The sequence below is a fragment of the Haloferax sp. S1W genome, from assembly GCF_044593955.1.
GTDB lineage: Archaea > Halobacteriota > Halobacteria > Halobacteriales > Haloferacaceae > Haloferax.
On the sequence record NZ_CP172595.1, the window covers coordinates 1,172,670 to 1,189,583 of the forward strand.

At 63.1% G+C, this 16,914-nt stretch carries 14 protein-coding genes; 9 read left to right on the top strand and 5 right to left on the bottom strand.

Features of this window, described 5'->3' with window-relative positions; translation table 11 throughout:
* Positions 1–12 precede the first annotated feature (12 nt).
* Positions 13–1,416 (bottom strand): small ribosomal subunit Rsm22 family protein, encoded by a 1,404-nt coding sequence (locus ACH9L7_RS06145; RefSeq protein WP_396612849.1) that lies wholly within the window; start codon positions 1,414–1,416, stop codon positions 13–15.
* Positions 1,417–1,504: 88 nt separating this feature from the next.
* The gene (locus ACH9L7_RS06150) at positions 1,505–2,275 is read right to left on the bottom strand and encodes a prephenate dehydrogenase (RefSeq protein WP_396612850.1); all 771 of its coding nucleotides are present in this window, start codon (positions 2,273–2,275) and stop codon (positions 1,505–1,507) included.
* A gap of 159 nt (positions 2,276–2,434) precedes the next feature.
* Between ACH9L7_RS06150 and ACH9L7_RS06155 the strand changes: the two genes are divergently transcribed.
* Positions 2,435–3,280, top strand: coding sequence for an SDR family oxidoreductase (locus tag ACH9L7_RS06155; RefSeq protein WP_396612851.1), 846 nt, complete (start codon positions 2,435–2,437; stop codon positions 3,278–3,280).
* Between the two features lie 169 nt (positions 3,281–3,449).
* A complete protein-coding gene (locus tag ACH9L7_RS06160) occupies positions 3,450–3,974 on the top strand; it encodes a hypothetical protein (RefSeq protein ID WP_396612852.1) in 525 nt (174 codons plus the stop codon).
* Between the two features lie 74 nt (positions 3,975–4,048).
* On the opposite strand, the gene ACH9L7_RS06165 is transcribed toward ACH9L7_RS06160, so the two are convergent.
* Positions 4,049–5,224 (bottom strand): M24 family metallopeptidase, encoded by a 1,176-nt coding sequence (locus ACH9L7_RS06165; RefSeq protein WP_396612853.1) that lies wholly within the window; start codon positions 5,222–5,224, stop codon positions 4,049–4,051.
* Positions 5,225–5,514: 290 nt separating this feature from the next.
* Between ACH9L7_RS06165 and aroA the strand changes: the two genes are divergently transcribed.
* Together aroA and ACH9L7_RS06175 are read left to right on the top strand one after the other, a co-directional pair.
* On the top strand, positions 5,515–6,807 hold the full coding sequence (gene aroA, locus ACH9L7_RS06170; protein ID WP_396612854.1) for a 3-phosphoshikimate 1-carboxyvinyltransferase: 1,293 nt from the start codon (positions 5,515–5,517) through the stop codon (positions 6,805–6,807).
* Positions 6,808–6,858: 51 nt separating this feature from the next.
* Positions 6,859–8,097: an alkaline phosphatase family protein gene (locus ACH9L7_RS06175; RefSeq protein WP_396612855.1), complete on the top strand. Its 1,239-nt coding sequence runs from the start codon at positions 6,859–6,861 to the stop codon at positions 8,095–8,097.
* Here ACH9L7_RS06175 and ACH9L7_RS06180 read toward each other — a convergent pair.
* On the bottom strand, positions 8,086–8,565 hold the full coding sequence (locus tag ACH9L7_RS06180; RefSeq protein ID WP_396612856.1) for a DUF6653 family protein: 480 nt from the start codon (positions 8,563–8,565) through the stop codon (positions 8,086–8,088). The two genes, ACH9L7_RS06175 and ACH9L7_RS06180, sit on opposite strands and share 12 nt — an antisense overlap.
* 127 nt (positions 8,566–8,692) lie before the next feature.
* Between ACH9L7_RS06180 and aroC the strand changes: the two genes are divergently transcribed.
* From aroC to dinB, 5 genes are all read left to right on the top strand, one after another.
* The gene (gene aroC / locus ACH9L7_RS06185) at positions 8,693–9,850 is read left to right on the top strand and encodes a chorismate synthase (RefSeq protein ID WP_396612857.1); all 1,158 of its coding nucleotides are present in this window, start codon (positions 8,693–8,695) and stop codon (positions 9,848–9,850) included.
* 200 nt (positions 9,851–10,050) lie between these two features.
* A complete protein-coding gene (locus ACH9L7_RS06190) occupies positions 10,051–11,946 on the top strand; it encodes a 2-oxoacid:acceptor oxidoreductase subunit alpha (RefSeq protein WP_396612858.1) in 1,896 nt (631 codons plus the stop codon).
* Between the two features lie 2 nt (positions 11,947–11,948).
* Positions 11,949–12,887, top strand: coding sequence for a thiamine pyrophosphate-dependent enzyme (locus tag ACH9L7_RS06195; protein ID WP_396612859.1), 939 nt, complete (start codon positions 11,949–11,951; stop codon positions 12,885–12,887).
* Positions 12,888–12,993: 106 nt separating this feature from the next.
* On the top strand, positions 12,994–13,422 hold the full coding sequence (lrpA1, locus tag ACH9L7_RS06200) for an HTH-type transcriptional regulator LrpA1 (protein ID WP_396612860.1): 429 nt from the start codon (positions 12,994–12,996) through the stop codon (positions 13,420–13,422).
* A gap of 95 nt (positions 13,423–13,517) precedes the next feature.
* Positions 13,518–15,002: a DNA polymerase IV gene (dinB, locus tag ACH9L7_RS06205; protein WP_396612861.1), complete on the top strand. Its 1,485-nt coding sequence runs from the start codon at positions 13,518–13,520 to the stop codon at positions 15,000–15,002.
* Here the strand turns inward: dinB and ACH9L7_RS06210 are convergent.
* Entirely contained in the window at positions 14,975–16,828 is a 1,854-nt protein-coding gene (locus ACH9L7_RS06210) for a response regulator (RefSeq protein WP_396612862.1), read from the bottom strand. The two genes, dinB and ACH9L7_RS06210, sit on opposite strands and share 28 nt — an antisense overlap.
* Between the last annotated feature and the right edge of the window lie 86 nt (positions 16,829–16,914).

Sequence of the window (16,914 nt, forward strand, 5' to 3'; positions counted from 1 at the left end):
GACCCGAGTCGTTCAGACCGCTCGGTCGACGATGGTCTCGTCGTCCACGACGAGGTTGTACGCTTCTTCGTCGTCGTTCCAGAGGACGAGGACATTCTCGAAGACGAGGATGTCGCCGTAGTCAGCCTCCTCCAAGTCGGCGTTCAGTATCGTCGGCTTGGTTCTGACGGCGTAGTGGTCGGTGTCTTGGCTCCCGTCGCCGATTTTGAACAGCTGATTTCGCCCCTCCGAGAGGTCGTGGCTCAGTTTGACGGCGAGCAGGTCGATGCGGTTCGTGACGTGGCGCTCCATCTCCGCCATTTTGGCGAATCGCTCGGGATTCGCACGGATTCCGAATCGACGCTCGCTGTCCGTTCGGAGGATGCTGTAGGAGTACTGCACGTCCACGTTGGCGAAGGTGCCTTCGTCCTCGTCCGAGTCGCGGCCATCGTCTAGTCGGGACTGGAACGCGGGGACGGCGAGGTCTGACTGCACGTCGAACGACCATCCGCGGTCGGACGGCGCGTCCCCGTCCCAGAGACGGAGCGTGGGCGAGTAGACGGTCACATCACCGTCTACGGGTGCAACCTCGCGTTCGACCTCACGGAGGCCGATACTCGTGTTTCTGTCCGCGGGTTCGATGGCGACGAGCGCGCCGTCGTCCGCGAGCACGTCGAGGTATTTCCGAACCACTGCTGTGGGGTCGTCGAGTTCGCTCAGAACGTTTCCGAAGAGGACGATGTCGTACTCGTCGTCGGCCTCGAACGCTTCGGCCGTCTCCCGGTGGATGGTCGTCCGGAAGTTACGGCGCGTCTCCGAGAGCATCCGTTCGAGTACGTCGGCGGAGGCGCTGGGTTCGAGCGCGTGGTAGTCCACAAGCGAGTCGTCCGGCAGGTAGTCGTGGAGCCCAAGCGCTGGCCCGCCCGTTCCGGCACCGATATCGAGGACGCGGAGGTGCCGGGGAAGCAACCCCCGTTCGGTGAGGTCGTCGAGGACGTAGCCGACTGTCGCGTAGTAGTCCGGCAGGTGGTAGATAGCGTATCCGAGGGCAGCGTCTTCGTCGTACTCGACTGGGTTGCCCTGGAAGTAGTCTTCTTTCAACTGGCGAATCCGCTGTCGGAGTCTGTCACCGGAATCACCGACGTGCCAGTTCGCTCCGTAACGTTGGATGAGCAGGTCTTCCACCGCGAACGAGTAGTCGTCGGGGAACGCTTCGGGCGACCATCCCGGGAGCGGCACCGGGTCGTCGCTCGCGGGGACGAACGTCCCGTCGTCCTGCTCGAAGAGACCGAGGTCGAACGCCTCCTCACGGAGCGTCTGTTTCACCACGGCCGGGTGGGGCGCACCGTCGATGTACTCGGCAATCTCGTCGGGGTCTATCGGGCGAACGTTTCGGAGATACTTCGCGTTGTCGCGGACGGCGTCTCTGTCTATCATCGTCGGAACAGCGGGTGTCGTGTCGTCAACATAGCTGGTGGTATTCGTCGTCGCTGGTGGTGTTCGTCGTCTCGGGAACGAGTCGCGGTCAGGTATCGGCGTCGGTTGCGTCGTCGAGCGAAACAGCGCCCACAGAGGCGACTGCTCGATAGAGGTCGGCAAACGTCTCGTCGTCGGCCATCGCGAGGGCGCGCGCTGCGTCGGCAACCCGGTCGGTTCCGGAACCGAAGTGCGATTGGATGTCGGTGTAGACGCGGGGCGTCCCGCTGGAGACCGACGTGACGAGTTGGTCGAGCGCGGCGGAAATCGGTGTCGCGAATTCGTCGCGCACGTCGTCCGCGGCGAGTCCGAACGCGAGAATGGCGGCGTGGGCCGCGGCTTGAACCGTCTCCATCGCGGCGTCGTGTTCCTCGGGCGTCGTCTCGAAGACGTGGTTCCCGGCGTCGGCCAGGTCGGTTCGCACCGCGTCGGCGAGCGGGCCGGCGGTGTCGTCGACGACGGCGACGTTTCCGGGGGCATTCTGCGGGGCGAAAAGCGGGTGGAGACTGAATCGTTCTCGGTCGGGCAGGTGGTCGCGCATGGCGGCGACCGGGTCGCCCATCGCACCGGTCACGTCGCACATCCCGTCTTTCGCCCGGTGAGCGTTCTCCGCGACTGCCTCCTCAGCGAGACCCATCGGGACGGCGAGGCAGACGAGGTCGAATCGCTCGTCACCGTCGAAGGGGACGACACGACCGCCACGCTCGTCGGCCGCACGCTCGGCCGCATCGAGGTCAACGTCCGTAAAGGCGAGGTCGGCATCGACCGTGCGGCCGAACCAGCGGCCCATGTCTCCAGCACCGACGACGAGCAAGTCCATCGGTATCGTGTGGACGCGGGCCACCCAAAAGGCAATCGGTGCTGGCGGGTATGGTCAGCTGTTCACGCAAGGCCGACCCGTGCACCTGCGTTCGACAAACCGGGTTGAACGGAGTGTCTGTGTACAAACCGTCAAGTGGTCGATTGACAATGGTTATCTATGGCGTTTGATGATGTGGATTTCGAGGGCCGAACGGCCTTCATTACCGGAACCAGTCGCGGAATCGGCAAACAAATCGCGCTGGACCTCGCCGACCGTGGGGCGAACGTCGTCTCGACCGGCAAAACCGTCGAAGAGCGCGAGGACCTGCCGGGAACCATCGTGGAGACGGCCGAAGAGATTCGTGACCGCGGCGGCAACGCAATCTGGTGTCAACTCGACGTGCGCGACGACGAGTCCATCCAGAAGGCAATCGACGAGACGGTCGAGGCCTTCGGCGGCATCGACTTCGTCATCAATAACGCGGGCGCGATTCACATCGCGAACTTCGAGAACACCCCACCAAACCGGTTCGACCTGCTCATGGACGTGAACGCTCGTGGGACGTACGCGACGACGCACGCTGCGCTCCCGCACCTCCGCGAGAGCGACCACGCCCACGTGGTGACCTTCTCACCGCCACGCCCCGCAGAACCCGCACCCGGAAAGGTCGCATACGCCCTCTCGAAGTACGGCATGACGTTCATCGCGGAATCGCTCGCACAGGAGTTGGCGGCGGACGACATCGCCGTGAACGCCATCTGGCCGGTCGCGGCTATCGAGTCCGAAGCGACCCGTCACTTCGGGATGGGAACGCCCGAAGACTGGCGGACGCCGCAAATCATGTGCGACGCCGTCACCGAACTGTTCTCCCGTGAACCGTCGGCCTGTACCGGGAACACCTACTACGATGAAGAACTCCTGAGCGAGGCGGGCGTCGAAGACCTCTCTGTGTACAACGTCGTCGAGGGAAGCAATCCCGGTCCGATGTCGGCCCAACTGTTCGACGCTGAGTACGAACGGTAGGAGCTAGATTATCGGAGCTGAGACTCGGAGGCGGAGTTTTATGTGTTTGAACGACTAACCACGGACAATGAGTTTCGTTGCAATCGTGTTCGGGGAAACCTTCACGTCAGCGGAACAATTTACAGAATCGGCAATCAGACTTATATCCCCATAGGGGTTCGCATAATTCGTGGACTTCCCACGCCTCCCATCGCGCGACGCAAGCGGTCGAAAAGTCGTCCTTCCCGACGACCTTGACGGTGAGCAGACGCTCTTGCTCATCAGTTTCGACCGGCGACAGCAGTCGCTCGTCGGGTCGTGGCGTGGCTTCGCCAAAGAATTGTCCGAGACGTACGACCACTTCGAGTACTACGAACTGATGGTCCTCGGTGGTCGAAGCGGCATGATGCCGTCGTTTGGCGGTGGTGGCGGGATGAGTCCCGGTGCCGCACGGAACAAGCCGCACGAGAACGCCCTTATCGCGCGAGTCGATAAGACGGCACTCCAGCGCCGCCTCGGCCTGCTCGGCGAAGGGAACATCTACGCACTCCTCATCGAAGATGGAACCGTCGTCAGACAGGCCGCGGGCGTCATCACGCCCAAGACCGCCGACGCGCTCGAAGACCTACTGAAAGAGTGGCGCGAAGCGAACTCTGACTGGGTTGGTGCCACCTCGCCGGCCGAGTCGACAGGCGACAACGCCCTCGACAGCTAACGACTGCGATTTCGGTTCTGCGTAAAATCTGTTGTAGTCAGCGAACGCCTTCTCTGTTGCACCTAGCGGACGCCTTACTCGACGACCAGTTCGACCGGATAGTCGGTCAGGTTCTCGTAGCCGTCTTCGGTGACGACCACGAGGTCTTCGATTCTGACGCCGCCGATTTCGGGGTCGTACAGTCCCGGTTCGATGGTGATGACGTGGCCGGGTTCGAGTTCCTCACCGGCTTGGCTCACAGAGGGGAGTTCGTGCACGTCGAGTCCGACACCGTGGCCGGTGCTGTGGATGAATCCAGTTTCGGCGGTTGGGTCGGCGCGAAGCGTGTTCTCGCCGGCCTCCTCGTACACGTCGCAGACGGCATCGTGAACATCCTCGCCCGTTGCGCCCGGTTCGATGGCGTCGAGCGCGGCGTAGAAGGCTTTCTCGGTGAGTTCGAACCACGCACGGACCTCCTCTGTCGGTTCGCCCTTGACGAACGTCCGGGTCATGTCCCCGTTGTACTTCGTCTCCTTGTCCCGCGGGAAGATGTCGACGATGATGGCCTCGTCCGCCGACAGCGGGCCGCTTCCACGGTCATGGGGGTCGGCGGCGTCGGCACCGCAGGCGACGATGGTCTCGTCGAGGGCACACCCGTGTCGGAGCAGGGTAATCTCGATTTCTTCTTTGACCCGCTCGCTCGTGAGCGGTTCGCCCTCGTACAGGAGCGTGCCGTCGTCAGCCACGTCGGCGGCGCGGATGAGGTCTTCTGCCGCCTGCATCGACGCTTCGTTCGCTTTTTGGGCGGTTCGGATGTGTTCGACTTCTTCGTCGGTCTTGACCGCACGAATCTTCGTCAGCACGTCGTCGGTCTCCGCTTCGACCGAGACGCCTTCGTCTCGGAGACTGTCGGCGAGTCCGAGCGGGAAGTCAGAGGGCGTGGCGAGCGTCTCCACGTCGTGGTCGGCGAGGAACTCGGCGATTGTCTTTGCGTTCCCGACAGTCGGGCCGTGTTCGGTGTACTTCTGGCGGTAGTCGTAGTCGGCGAGTCGAGAGACGCTGTCGGCGCGACTTTCCTTTTTCGCGCGTCCGTATTCGAGCGTCGAGACGAGGAGGACGGTTTCGTCCGGCGTGAAGAGCGTCACGTACGAGTCCGGCGCGTCGAATCCCGAGAGATACAACTGGTTCGAGTCGCTGCCGTCGGCGGAGATGAGATAGCCGTCGAAGTCGTCGCCGAGGAACGCGGTGAGTTGAGAGAAATCGGGTTCCATACTCCGGGGTTGGCCCGGTCGGTAGTAAATACCTCGCGTCGAGTGCGGCGGTTTCCGGTTTCGGCCTCGCAGAGAGTCGACTCGGGCGACGACTCTCCGCGGGTGTACCGCCGGAACGCACCGTCAGCGGAGGGCGTGTTTCGTCAGGGCCGCCAGCCCCCGTCGGTCGCTTCGGGATGTCCCTTGCCGCACGTTGGTATTGGTAACCAAAAGCAATTGTTATTATTCTAACCATACGAGAACGTCGCCGCGTCCGGTACCCTGATACCGTCCCCTGACGACGCCCGCGTATGGACGTCCACATCTCGCGCTCTCGTGTTCAGGGACGGACACGAGCCCCACCGTCGAAGAGCTACACCCACAGAGCCATCCTCGCAGCGGGCTACAGCGATGGCGCGGTCGTTCGCGACGCCCTCGTCAGCGCGGACACGAAGGCGACGATGCGCGCCGTCGACGCGTTCGGCGGCACCATCAACCGAGAGGGACAGACAGTCGATGTCACGGGGTTCGACGGCCGCCCCGAGACACCCGCCGATGTTATCGACTGCGCAAACTCGGGGACGACGATGCGACTCGTCACGGGGTGTGCCGCCCTCGGCGAGAACCTCTCCGTCCTCACGGGTGACGAATCACTTCGCTCGCGCCCGCAGGGACCGCTTCTCGAAGCCGTCATCGAACTCGACGGCCGCGCGGAGAGCACCCGACGAAACGGGCAGGCACCGCTCGTCGTCGGCGATGAAATGACCGGCGGCACCGTCGAGATTCCCGGTGACGTGTCGTCGCAGTACATCACGGCCCTCCTGCTGGCCGGCGCGGTCACCGACGAGGGTATCGACGTGGAGTTGACGACCGAACTCAAGTCCGCCCCGTACGTCGATATCACGCTCGAAGTGCTGTCTGACTTCGGTATCGAGGCCGAGCGCACTGACGACGGCTTTTCGGTCCCCGGTGGGCAGTCGTACCGTCCGGCAGGCGGCGAGTACAGCGTTCCCGGCGACTTCTCGTCGATATCGTACCTGCTCGCAGCGGGTGCCGTGGCCGGTGCCGAGGGCGAGTCGGTCGTCGTCGAAGGCGCTCGTCCCTCCGCACAGGGCGACAGCGCTATCGTCGATATCGTCCGCGACATGGGCGCAACAGTCGACTGGGACGAGGACGCGGGTGAACTCACGGTTTCGGCCGCCGACCTCTCCGGAACGACTGTCGATGTCGGTGACACGCCCGACCTCTTGCCGACGATTGCGGTGCTCGGCGCTATCGCCGACGGCGACACCGTCATCGAAAACTGCGAGCACGTCCGGTACAAGGAGACCGACCGCGTGAGCGCGATGGCCGAGGAACTGTCCAAGATGGACGCCCACGTCACCGAAGAGCAGGACCGACTCACCATCCACGGTGGCCAGACCGACCTCGTCGGGGCGGAAGTCGACGGCCGCGGCGACCACCGTATCGTCATGTCCCTCGCCATCGCCGGCCTCGTCGCCGACGGTGAGACGACCATCGCCGGCGCGGAACACGTCGATGTCTCGTTCCCGAACTTCTTCGAGACGATGCGTGACCTCGGCGCGAACGTGCGAGAAGAATAACGAACCCGACACGACAGAACCTTTTTCCCCGCGCCGTCCGCCGAACGTGGCATGCAGTTATCCGACCCGTCGGCATTGCGGGAGCGCCAGCGAGATGGTGACTACCTCCTGCCCGCCTATGAGGACTGGTGCTTCTCGCGGATTCCGGGTACCGTCGCCGACCTGCTCGGTGCCGATGTCGGGCCGCGGCTCCCAGAAGCGGCGACCGACGAGTACGACGACATCTCCCGTGTCGTCGTCTTCCTCGTCGATGGCTTCGGCCTCGCCCAGTGGGACGGCGAGCGCGAGCGAATTCCGTTTCTCCGCGAGTTCGAACACGCGGGCCGGGTAACGCCGCTCACGTCTATCTACCCCTCCGAAACCGCTGCCGCGATGAACACGTTTCACTCCGCGACCCTCACCTCCGAACACGGCGTCATCGGGTGGAACGTCTACGACCCGGACGCCGACGAGATGTTCGAGGCGCTTCCGTTCATCCGGAAGGACGGTACCGAACCCGACGGTCTCGACTTCGAAGACGTAGCCAACGCGGAATCCATCTACCCCGACCTCTCCGCGGCGGGCGTCGAGACGCACCACGTGACGCCGTTCCCCTCGGAATCGGCGGTCCCACACACCTACGACCCGGAAGACCTCTCGACGTTCCTCCCGGCATTCTCGGAGGCGGCCAAGGGGGCGTCGGACCCGTCGTACATCTTCGCATACCTCCCGCAGACCGACGCCACCGCGCACGCCGAGGGGGTCGATTCCGACGCGTACCGCGAGACTGCCGCGGAGACGTTCGCTCGCATCTCAGACGCTATCGACACGCTCGCGGCAGCAACCGACGACGACCACGGCGAGACCCTTGTCTGTATCACCGCGGACCACGGCCTCATCGACACCGACCCGGCGCGAAACGTCGACCTCTCGGCACCGCCGTGCGACATCGTCTCGGACTTGAAGACGCTGACCGACGGGACGCCGGTTCGCTTCTCGGGGAGTCCGCGGAACGTTCATCTCCATCTCCGCCCGGACCGAATCGACGATGTCTACGACACGCTCACGGCGGAGTTGGATGCGAGGGTGTTCCGGAAACAGGAGATGTTAGACTCCGACCTCTTCGGACCCACCCCGTCTCCGGTGTTCGAGCGACGACTCGGTGGCCTCGTCGTCGTCCACCGCGACCTTAGTGTCTGGTACGGTGACGAAGCACGGGACAAACTCGACTACGTCGGCATGCACGGCGGCCTGCACCCAGACGAGATGCTGATTCCGTTCGCAACTGCGACGCTGGATTCACTCCGCTAACTCCGGTTTCTCGCCGGGGGCGCGGCCGGTCACACCCGTCTTCTTTACGATTACGTCGGTCCACCAGAGTTTAAGAACCAGCACGCCGAGCGTTCCGAGTACGGTTCCCACCGGCTTACGGCGAATCGCGGAGACAAGCGCGTAGATGCTGACCGGGATGTTGAGCACGTTGAGGATATTCGGGTAATCGAGGCTCATTGTTCCCTTCCCCTCGTCCAGCCACTCGCGTTCGGCGAGAACGATGCGACTCAGGTAGTTGTCCGTGCGTTTCGGGCGCGGAAACAACACGGGGTTGACCGTGATAAACGCCAGCGTCGCCGCGAGCAACCGACGGTCGCGGCGGTAGATGGCGTACATCAGCACGGGAAACGCGAGGATTCGCGTCCCGCCGCTCCACGGGTTGGCGTGCCGCTCCCAGAACGTGGCTTCGAGGCGCTCGCGGAGGCCACCACGGGTTGTCGGTTCCATAGTCGTTCGTTCGCCGTCATCGGGTATGAACCTCCGCGAGTCGAGACACGCTTCCGGGTGCACCGTTCTGCACGACGATTGCACCTATCTGCAAACACTAAATGGGCGGCCACCCGAGGGTCGGGTAATGAATGGGAACGAATTCGGTCGCCTCTTTCGGGTGACCACGTACGGCGAGAGTCACGGCGACGCCATGGGCGTCACCATCTCGGGGTGCCCCGCGGGCGTGGAACTCTCCGTCGAGGACGTACAGAAGGAACTCGACCGACGCAAACCGGGCCAGTCGATGATTACGACGAGTCGCGGCGAACCGGACGCCGTGGTCATCAACTCGGGGACGCTGGACGGGTATACGACGGGCACGCCCATCGGGATGGTCGTCCAGAACAAAGACGCTCGCTCGGGCAAGTACGAACCCTACGTGACGGCCCCGCGCCCGTCGCACGGTGACTTCACCTACTCGGCCAAGTTCGGCACGCGCAACTGGGGCGGTGGCGGGCGCTCGTCCGCGCGCGAGACAGTCAACTGGGTCGCCGCGGGTGCCGTGGCGAAGCAGGTCCTCGAACAGAGCGAGTACGACATCGAGGTCAAAGCCCACGTGAACCAGATTGGCGACGTGGAAGCGCCGCCGGTCACGTTCGAGGAGATGCTCGAACACACGGAAGAAAACGACGTACGGTGTGCCCATCCCGAATCGGCAGCGAAGATGATGGAACTCATCGAGCAGTACCAGAAGGAAGGCGACTCTATCGGCGGTTCTATCTACTTCGAAGCGCAGGGCGTTCCCCGCGGCCTCGGCGCACCCCGATTCGATTCGTTCTCCGCGCGACTCGGGCAGGCGATGATGGCCGTTCCGGCCGCAACGTCGTTCGAATTCGGTCTCGGCCGTGAGGCCCGCGAGTGGACCGGGTCCGACCGCAACGAAGACTGGGAGTTCGACGACAACGGCGACCCACACCCCGTCGGCAACAAACACGGCGGCATTCAGGGCGGTATCACCACCGGCCAGCCGATTTACGGCGAGATGACGCTCCACGCACCCACGTCGATTCCGAAGAAACAGCGGACGGTCGACTGGGAGACGGGCGAGGAAAAGGAGATTCAGGTCGTCGGCCGTCACGACCCGGTGTTGCCGCCGCGCGGCGTGCCGGTCGTCGAGGCGATGCTGTACGCGACCATCCTCGACTTCATGCTCCTGTCGGGCTATATCAACCCCGACCGTCTCGACGGACAGGTCGGCGAATACGACACCCCGTACCACCCGTCGAGTCCTAAAAACGAGTAGATAACTCCATCCCGAGTTATCGTTTATCCGGTTTCGGCAATTTCTGAATATCCGTTTGTCAACTTTTGATGACGGGTCGTACCCCTAATTTAGGAATATTAATTCCTTCATTATCTTTTCTTGTTAATCCATAGCAAAGTCTTTAATCGAACCCCTACCAAATCTTCAGATAGCGCCCCAGCGGGGCCGTGAGCTCAAATATGACTGACCACGAACTTATCTGGCGCATTGCAGGGGGTTCCGGTGACGGCATCGCCTCGACCAGCCAGAACTTCGCCAAAGCCCTGATGCGAGCGGGGCTACACGTTTTCACGCATCGCCACTATCCGTCGCGCATCCGCGGTGGCCACACGTACACTGAGGTCCGCGTGAGTGCGGACCCGATTCAGTCCCGTGGTGACGGGTACAACTTCCTCCTCGCGCTCGGTGACTCCTTCGCCCGTAATCCGAGCGAAGGTGCCTACTACGGCAACGAGGAGATCAAGCCGCTGTCGGAGAACCTCGACGAACTCGCCGAAGGCGGCGTCATCGTCTACGACTCCGGCCTGCTCGACGCCTCCGAAATCGAGGACTTCGACGAGCGTGTCGAGGAGAACAACTGGCACGTCTACGACATCGACCTGCGCAGTATGGCCCGCGAGCACGGACGCGAGGTCATGCGCAACACCGCCGGTGTCGCCGTCACGTGCGCCATCGCCGACATCGAACCCGACGTCATCAAGAGCCTGATGTCGGACGCGATGCCGGAGAAGATTCTCGAACCCAACCTCGAAGTCTTCGACGACGCCTACGAGACGGTCAAATCCGAGTACGACGTGGACGCCCCCGACGTATCGGCACCGACCGGCGAACACGACGAAGAACAGGTTCTCATCTCCGGTTCTGACGCGATTGCCTACGCCGCTATCGACGAAGGCTGCCGCTTCATCTCGGGCTACCCGATGACCCCGTGGACGGAAGTCTTCGTCATCATGTCGCAGAATCTCCCTGAACTCGGCGGTATCTCCGAGCAGGTCGAAGACGAGATTGCGGCCGCCGCGCTGGCAATGGGTGCGTCCCACGCCGGTGTGAAGGCCATGTCCGGGTCGTCCGGTGGCGGTTTCTCGCTCATGTCCGAGCCGCTCGGTCTTGCGGAAATCACCGAGACGCCTCTCGTCCTCGTCGAGGCCATGCGCGCCGGTCCGTCGACGGGTATGCCGACGAAGCCCGAGCAGTCTGACATGGAGCACGTCCTGTACACCTCGCAGGGCGACTCCCACCGCGTCGTCTTCGCCCCCGGCACGGCTGCCGAGGCGTACGACCAGACGCGCAAGGCGTTCCAGATTGCCTACGAGTACCAGATTCCGTCTATCGTCCTCTACGACCAGAAGCTCGGTGGCGAACTCTCGAACGTCCCGGCGTCGGTCTTCGACGAAGAGCCAAACGCCGACCTCGGCTCTGTCCTCTCGGAAGCCGAACTCGAAGAGGCACCGCACGACGACTCGGGTAAGTACCAGCGCTACCAGCACGACACCGAAAACGGTGTCTCGCCGCGCTCGCTGCCCGGCCAGAAGGGCGGTCGCTACCTCGCGACGGGTAACGAACACATGCCCGCGGGTCACATCTCGGAGGACCCCGACAACCGTATCGCCCAGATGAACCGCCGCATGCAGAAAGTCGAGTCCATCCGCGCGGAACTCGACGAAGACAGCGGGTTCAACACGGTCTACGGTCCGGAAGACGCCGACTACGGCCTCGTCACGTTCGGTAGCCAGCAGGGTACCGTCGAAGAGGCGGCCGACGAACTCAACGAGAAGGGTCACTCGGTCAAGGTCTTCGGCGTCTCCGAACTGATGCCGTTCCCCAAAGAACAGGTCAAATCGTTCCTCGACAGCGTCGACGAGGCGCTCGTCGTCGAAATGACGGCGTCCGCGCAGTTCCGCGGACTCGTCCAGAAGGAACTCGGCGGCTACGGCGACAAGATGTCGAGTCTCCTCAAATACAACGGGAATCCGTTCGAACCGCTCGACATTGTCGAAGGGTTCGAGACGGCGCTCCTCGAAGGCGAGGCGCTCCCGGACAACCGTACGAAGTTCGTCCCCAAGGTGGGTGAATAATCATGAGTGCATTCAGCGCAATCGGTGAAGAAACGGAGAAAGACCAAAACGAGTTCACCCCTGGACTCGAACCCCAGCCGACGTGGTGTCCTGGCTGTGGTGACTTCGGTGTCCTCAAGGCACTGAAGGGTGCGGCAGCCGAACTCGGCCTCTCGCCCGACGAGATGATGGTCATGACGGGTATCGGCTGTTCCGGGAAGCTCAACAGCTACTTCAACAGCTACGGCTTCCACACCATCCACGGCCGCTCGCTCCCCATCGCTCGCGCCGCAAAGCTGGCCAACCCCGGCCTTACGGTCGTGGCTGCCGGTGGTGACGGTGACGGCTACGGTATCGGTGGCAACCACTTCATGCACACCGCCCGTGAGAACCACGACATCACGTACATCGTGTTCAACAACGAGATTTTCGGCCTGACGAAGGGACAGACGTCCCCGACGTCGCCGAAGGGCCACAAGTCGAAGACCCAGCCCCACGGCTCGGCCAAGACGCCGCTGCGCCCGCTCTCGCTGTCGCTGAACGCGGGTGCGTCCTACATCGCTCGCACGGCCGCGGTCAACCCGAACCAGGCCAAGGAAATCATCGTCGAAGCCATCGAGCACGACGGCTTTTCCCACGTCGACTTCCTCACGCAGTGTCCGACGTGGAACAAGGACGCCCGTCAGTACGTCCCGTACATCGACATCAACGAGTCCGACGACTACGAGTTCGACAACACGAACCGTGCGGAGGCCTCCGAGATGATGTTCGAGACGGAGAACGCGCTCCACGAGGGGACCGTCCTCACCGGCCGGTACTTCGTCGAAAAAGACCGTCTGTCCTACCAGCAGGAGAAGAAGAAAATCGGCGAGATGCCCGACGAGCCACTCGCTGAGCGCTACTTCGACGACTCCTACGAGTGGGAACGGTCCTTCGACAAGTTCCTCGACAAGCACAAATAACGGCGCTCCGCCGTTCGTCGCCACCGACATCTCGTCGGTTTCGACGTGACGGAGAACCCTTTTCGGATTCGCAAGATATTTTTCTCTCCTTGGAAAATCAGAGGCCATGGAAACCACGTCCACGGAGGGACGCATCCTCGCCGTCTTGGAGGACGACGCGAAAGCGTCGTACGCCGAGATTGCAGACCGGGCGGGCGTGTCGAAGCCGACGGTTCGCAAGTACATCCACAAACTCGAAGACGACGGGGTCATCATCGGTTACTCAGCCGATATCGACCCGAAGAAGCTCGCCGGACAGTCGATTGCGATGGTCGGAATCGACGTGGCCAGCGAGCGGTACGTCGAGGCGACGCGTGCGCTGAAGGACCTCGATTCGGTCGAATCGCTCTACACCTCGTCTGGCGACCACATGTTGATGGCCGAGGCTCGCGCCCCCGACGGCGACGCGCTCGGTGATGTCATCTCCGATGACATTCTCTCTATCGACGGCGTCACCGCCGCGCACCCCTCGTTTTTGCAGGAACGGCTGAAGTAATCGGCATCTCGTCACTCCGACCGCGACACCGCTCCGCCCTTTACTTTCACTGCGCTATCTGAAGGTTCAGGTACGTTCGCACCCAACCCACGAGCATGGCGGGGGAGACGCTGCCCGGAACGGACGCTGACGACCGGTCCGATAGGGTCGTCCTCCACGTCGATATAGACTGTTTCTACGCTGCCTGCGAGCGCCTGCGGGAACCCGAACTGGTCGGCGAACCACTCGTCGTCGGCATGGGGTACGAACCGGGCGAGGGACACGGCGCAGTCGCCACGGCGAGTTACGAGGCCCGGACGTTCGGCGTCGAGAGCGCCCAGCCAATCTCGACGGCGCTGGACAGATTGCCCCGAATCAAGGGCCTTGACCCCGCCGACGACCCCGATGCGGCCGGTCACTACCGCCCCGTAGATATCGAGTTCTACAAGGCGGTCGCCGCCGATGTCAAGGAGATTCTGCACGACTGCGCCGACGTGGTCCGCGAAGTGAGCATCGACGAGGCGTACTTGGACGTCACCGAGCGAACTGCGTGGGACCGCGCTGCGTCCGGCGACCGAACGCTCGCCGAGGGGTTCGCCCGGTACGTGAAACAGCGCATCGAGCGCGAGGTGGGCGTCACCGCATCAATCGGCGTCGCGCCCAACATGTCCACGGCGAAGATTGCGTCGGACTTCGACAAACCGGACGGTCTCGTGGTCGTCCCGCCCGGCGAGGTGCGGTCGTTTCTCGCGCCGATTTCGGTCGAAGAGATTCACGGCGTCGGCCCGGTCACGGCGCGCGAACTGCGGTCGCTCGGCATCGAAACCGCCGGTGACCTCGCGGACGCCGACGTGCGGACGCTCGAATCGCGCTTTGGGTCACGCGGGCGCGAACTCGCCGAGCGCGCAAACGGCGACGACGACAGGGCGGTCACGCCCACCGGGCGGCCGAAGAGCCTCTCCAGAGAGTCGGCGTTTACCGACCCGACCGACGACCCAGAAGCCAAACGCGAGGTGGTCCGCGCGCTCGCCGCCGACGTGGCAGACCGCGCTCGCTCGCGCGGGGCGATGTACCGAACGATTGGCATCAAAGTGGTCGTCCCGCCGTTCGACATCAACACCCGAGCGCAGTCGCTGCCCGGCCCGGTGGACGACCCGGACCTCGTGACCGACGTGGCGCTCGACCTGCTCGACGCCGAGTTCGACGCCGAGACAGTTCGGAAACTCGGCGTCCGCGTCTCGAACCTCTCGTTTTCCTCGGCCGACCAGTCGAGTCTCGACGGCTGGGAATCTGCTGGCGGCGACGACGCCGGGAGAAGAACCGAAGAAGAGCGCGACGACCACACAGACACCAGCGCCGACCGTGACAACCACACAGACACCAGCGCCGACCGAGACGACCACACAGACACCAACGAATCACCGCAACTGACCGACTTCGAAAGTGTGGACGGACCCGCGAGTCAGGACCCTGACGAGACAGCGGACGGTCGAAAAGAGGACGCAGAAGGCGGGCAGGTGCGTGGGTCCGAAGACGACACTGAGGATAACTCCGGGCGTCCTACCCGCGGCGGTCAGTCGTCGCTCCTCGAGTTCGACTGAGTGTCGGTATCGAGGGTGAGTCGCTGGTCGGTCACAACTTCGATTCGTGCCCCGCCCGCGTCTCCGTTTCGTATCCGCACGACCCAGCCGTGAGCGATAGCGATGTCGGCGACGATGGCGAGGCCGTAGCCGGTACCCGCTTCGTTTGTGGTGTATCCCCGTTCGAAAACTGTGTCACGCTTCGCTTCTGGAATACCGGGACCGTCGTCGATGACGGCGAAGCCAATGTCGTCTTCGAGTCGCCGAACGGTTATCGTAGAGAGCGTCTGGTCGTCCGAAGTGCCGTGCTCGACAGCGTTTCGAAGCAGGTTTTCGAGGAGTCGGACGAGTCGCGCCCGGTCGCAGTAGACCGCCCCGAGCGGTTCGGGTCGCTCTAGTGTCACACCCTCTGAGTGGACGGTCTGCCACGCTTCTTCGACAGCGTCTTCGAGACCGACGCGCGTTCTGTCGAGGACGTTCGGCCCGTCGCGGGCCATCGACAGTACGTCTTCGACGATGTCGTCGATGCGGTCGAGCGCGTCGGAGGCCGTTTCGAGTCGGTCGTCGTCGATGTTTTTTCGAAGGAGTTCGAGGTTGCCACAGGCGACGCTCAGCGGGTTTCGAAGGTCGTGAGAGACGATGCTTGCGAACTCTGCGAGGCGCTCGTTCTGGCGAGAAAGCGCCTGACGTTGGCTCTTTCGCTCGGTGATGTCTTGGGAGACGCCGATGATTCCGACGACGGTGCCGTCGTCGTCGGTCCACGGAACTTTCGACGTGAGGTTCCACCGGCCGAGTTTCGGCATGTACTCTTCTTTGTCGAGAATCGGCTCGCCCGTTTCGAGGACGGAGAGGTCGTCTTCGTACGCGTTCCGGTCGTGTTCTTTTCCCGAGGGTGCACGCGTCTCGAGGTCCGTTTTCCCGACGAACTCCTCGGGGTTGTCGACGACGGCCGAACTCACGCGGACGTGTCTCGCCTCCTCGTCTTTCACGAAGAGATGGACGGGGACGTTCTCGAACAGCGAGTCGAGGAGCGTCTCCTTTTCTCGTAACTCGACGCCGCGTCGGTGCTCGTCCGTCACGTCGAAGATGTACCCCTCGATAGCCACGGCCTCGCCGTTCTCCAGCACGCCGAGGCCCTGTTCTCGAACCCACTTCGTCTCACCCTCGCGGGTTCGGATTCGATAGGTTCTGTCGAACCGCTCGCCCGCCTCGACGGCGTCGAGAATGTCGTCCCAGCCCGCGCCGCGGTGGTCCGGGTGGACGATATCTCTCCCCCACGTTATCTCGCCGGATTCGAGTTCATCGGGGTCGTAGCCGGTGAGTTCTCGGCAGCCATCGGAGACGAAATCTATCGGCCAGTCAGAATCGAGCGGTGAGCGATAGGCGGCCCCTGGCATCGCTTGAATGAGTGTCGTAAACCGGCGGTCCGATTCCTCCTGTGCGGCGAGCGCGCGGTGTTCGCGGACCGCCCGCTGAATTCGGTTCGTGAGTAAGACCCACTGGTTGCCGCCGGGGTCTTTCTGGACGTAATCGGTGACTCCAGCGGCGATAGCGTCGCTCGCAACCGCTTCGGACCCGTGGCCGGTGAACAGAATGAACGGAACGTCGCTCGTCTGACGAACTGATTCGAGTAGTTCGACGCCGTTCATCCCCGGCATCTGGTAGTCGGAGACGATACAGTCGACGCTGTTAGCGTCGACCCGTTCGAGGACCGCTTCCGGCCGGTCGCAGGTGTCGATAGTCGCACCGTCGAGGCGGCGCGAGAGGTTGCGAGACACCAGCTCAGAGAACATCGGGTCGTCGTCAACGTGGAGAATGGAGATGTCGTCTCCGTCCCCGTCTATCATCGACCAAACCTTGCCCGGCCACCTGATAAAACTTGACTCGCCCGGAGGGGGAGGAACTATGACCCCCGGAAGAGTCGAAAAAACCG

Excerpts from the sequence above, each read along its gene's own strand:
- ACH9L7_RS06145 (WP_396612849.1), bottom strand. The coding sequence starts at position 1,416 with ATGATAGACAGAGACGCCGTCCGCGACAACGCGAAGTATCTCCGAAAC.
- aroC (WP_396612857.1), top strand. The coding sequence starts at position 8,693 with ATGAATGGGAACGAATTCGGTCGCCTCTTTCGGGTGACCACGTACGGC.
- aroA (WP_396612854.1), top strand. The coding sequence starts at position 5,515 with ATGGACGTCCACATCTCGCGCTCTCGTGTTCAGGGACGGACACGAGCC.
- ACH9L7_RS06165 (WP_396612853.1), bottom strand. The coding sequence starts at position 5,224 with ATGGAACCCGATTTCTCTCAACTCACCGCGTTCCTCGGCGACGACTTC.
- ACH9L7_RS06180 (WP_396612856.1), bottom strand. The coding sequence starts at position 8,565 with ATGGAACCGACAACCCGTGGTGGCCTCCGCGAGCGCCTCGAAGCCACG.
- ACH9L7_RS06190 (WP_396612858.1), top strand. The coding sequence starts at position 10,051 with ATGACTGACCACGAACTTATCTGGCGCATTGCAGGGGGTTCCGGTGAC.
- ACH9L7_RS06175 (WP_396612855.1), top strand. The coding sequence starts at position 6,859 with ATGCAGTTATCCGACCCGTCGGCATTGCGGGAGCGCCAGCGAGATGGT.
- ACH9L7_RS06210 (WP_396612862.1), bottom strand. The coding sequence starts at position 16,828 with ATGATAGACGGGGACGGAGACGACATCTCCATTCTCCACGTTGACGAC.
- ACH9L7_RS06155 (WP_396612851.1), top strand. The coding sequence starts at position 2,435 with ATGGCGTTTGATGATGTGGATTTCGAGGGCCGAACGGCCTTCATTACC.
- lrpA1 (WP_396612860.1), top strand. The coding sequence starts at position 12,994 with ATGGAAACCACGTCCACGGAGGGACGCATCCTCGCCGTCTTGGAGGAC.
- ACH9L7_RS06150 (WP_396612850.1), bottom strand. The coding sequence starts at position 2,275 with ATGGACTTGCTCGTCGTCGGTGCTGGAGACATGGGCCGCTGGTTCGGC.
- dinB (WP_396612861.1), top strand. The coding sequence starts at position 13,518 with ATGGCGGGGGAGACGCTGCCCGGAACGGACGCTGACGACCGGTCCGAT.
- ACH9L7_RS06195 (WP_396612859.1), top strand. The coding sequence starts at position 11,949 with ATGAGTGCATTCAGCGCAATCGGTGAAGAAACGGAGAAAGACCAAAAC.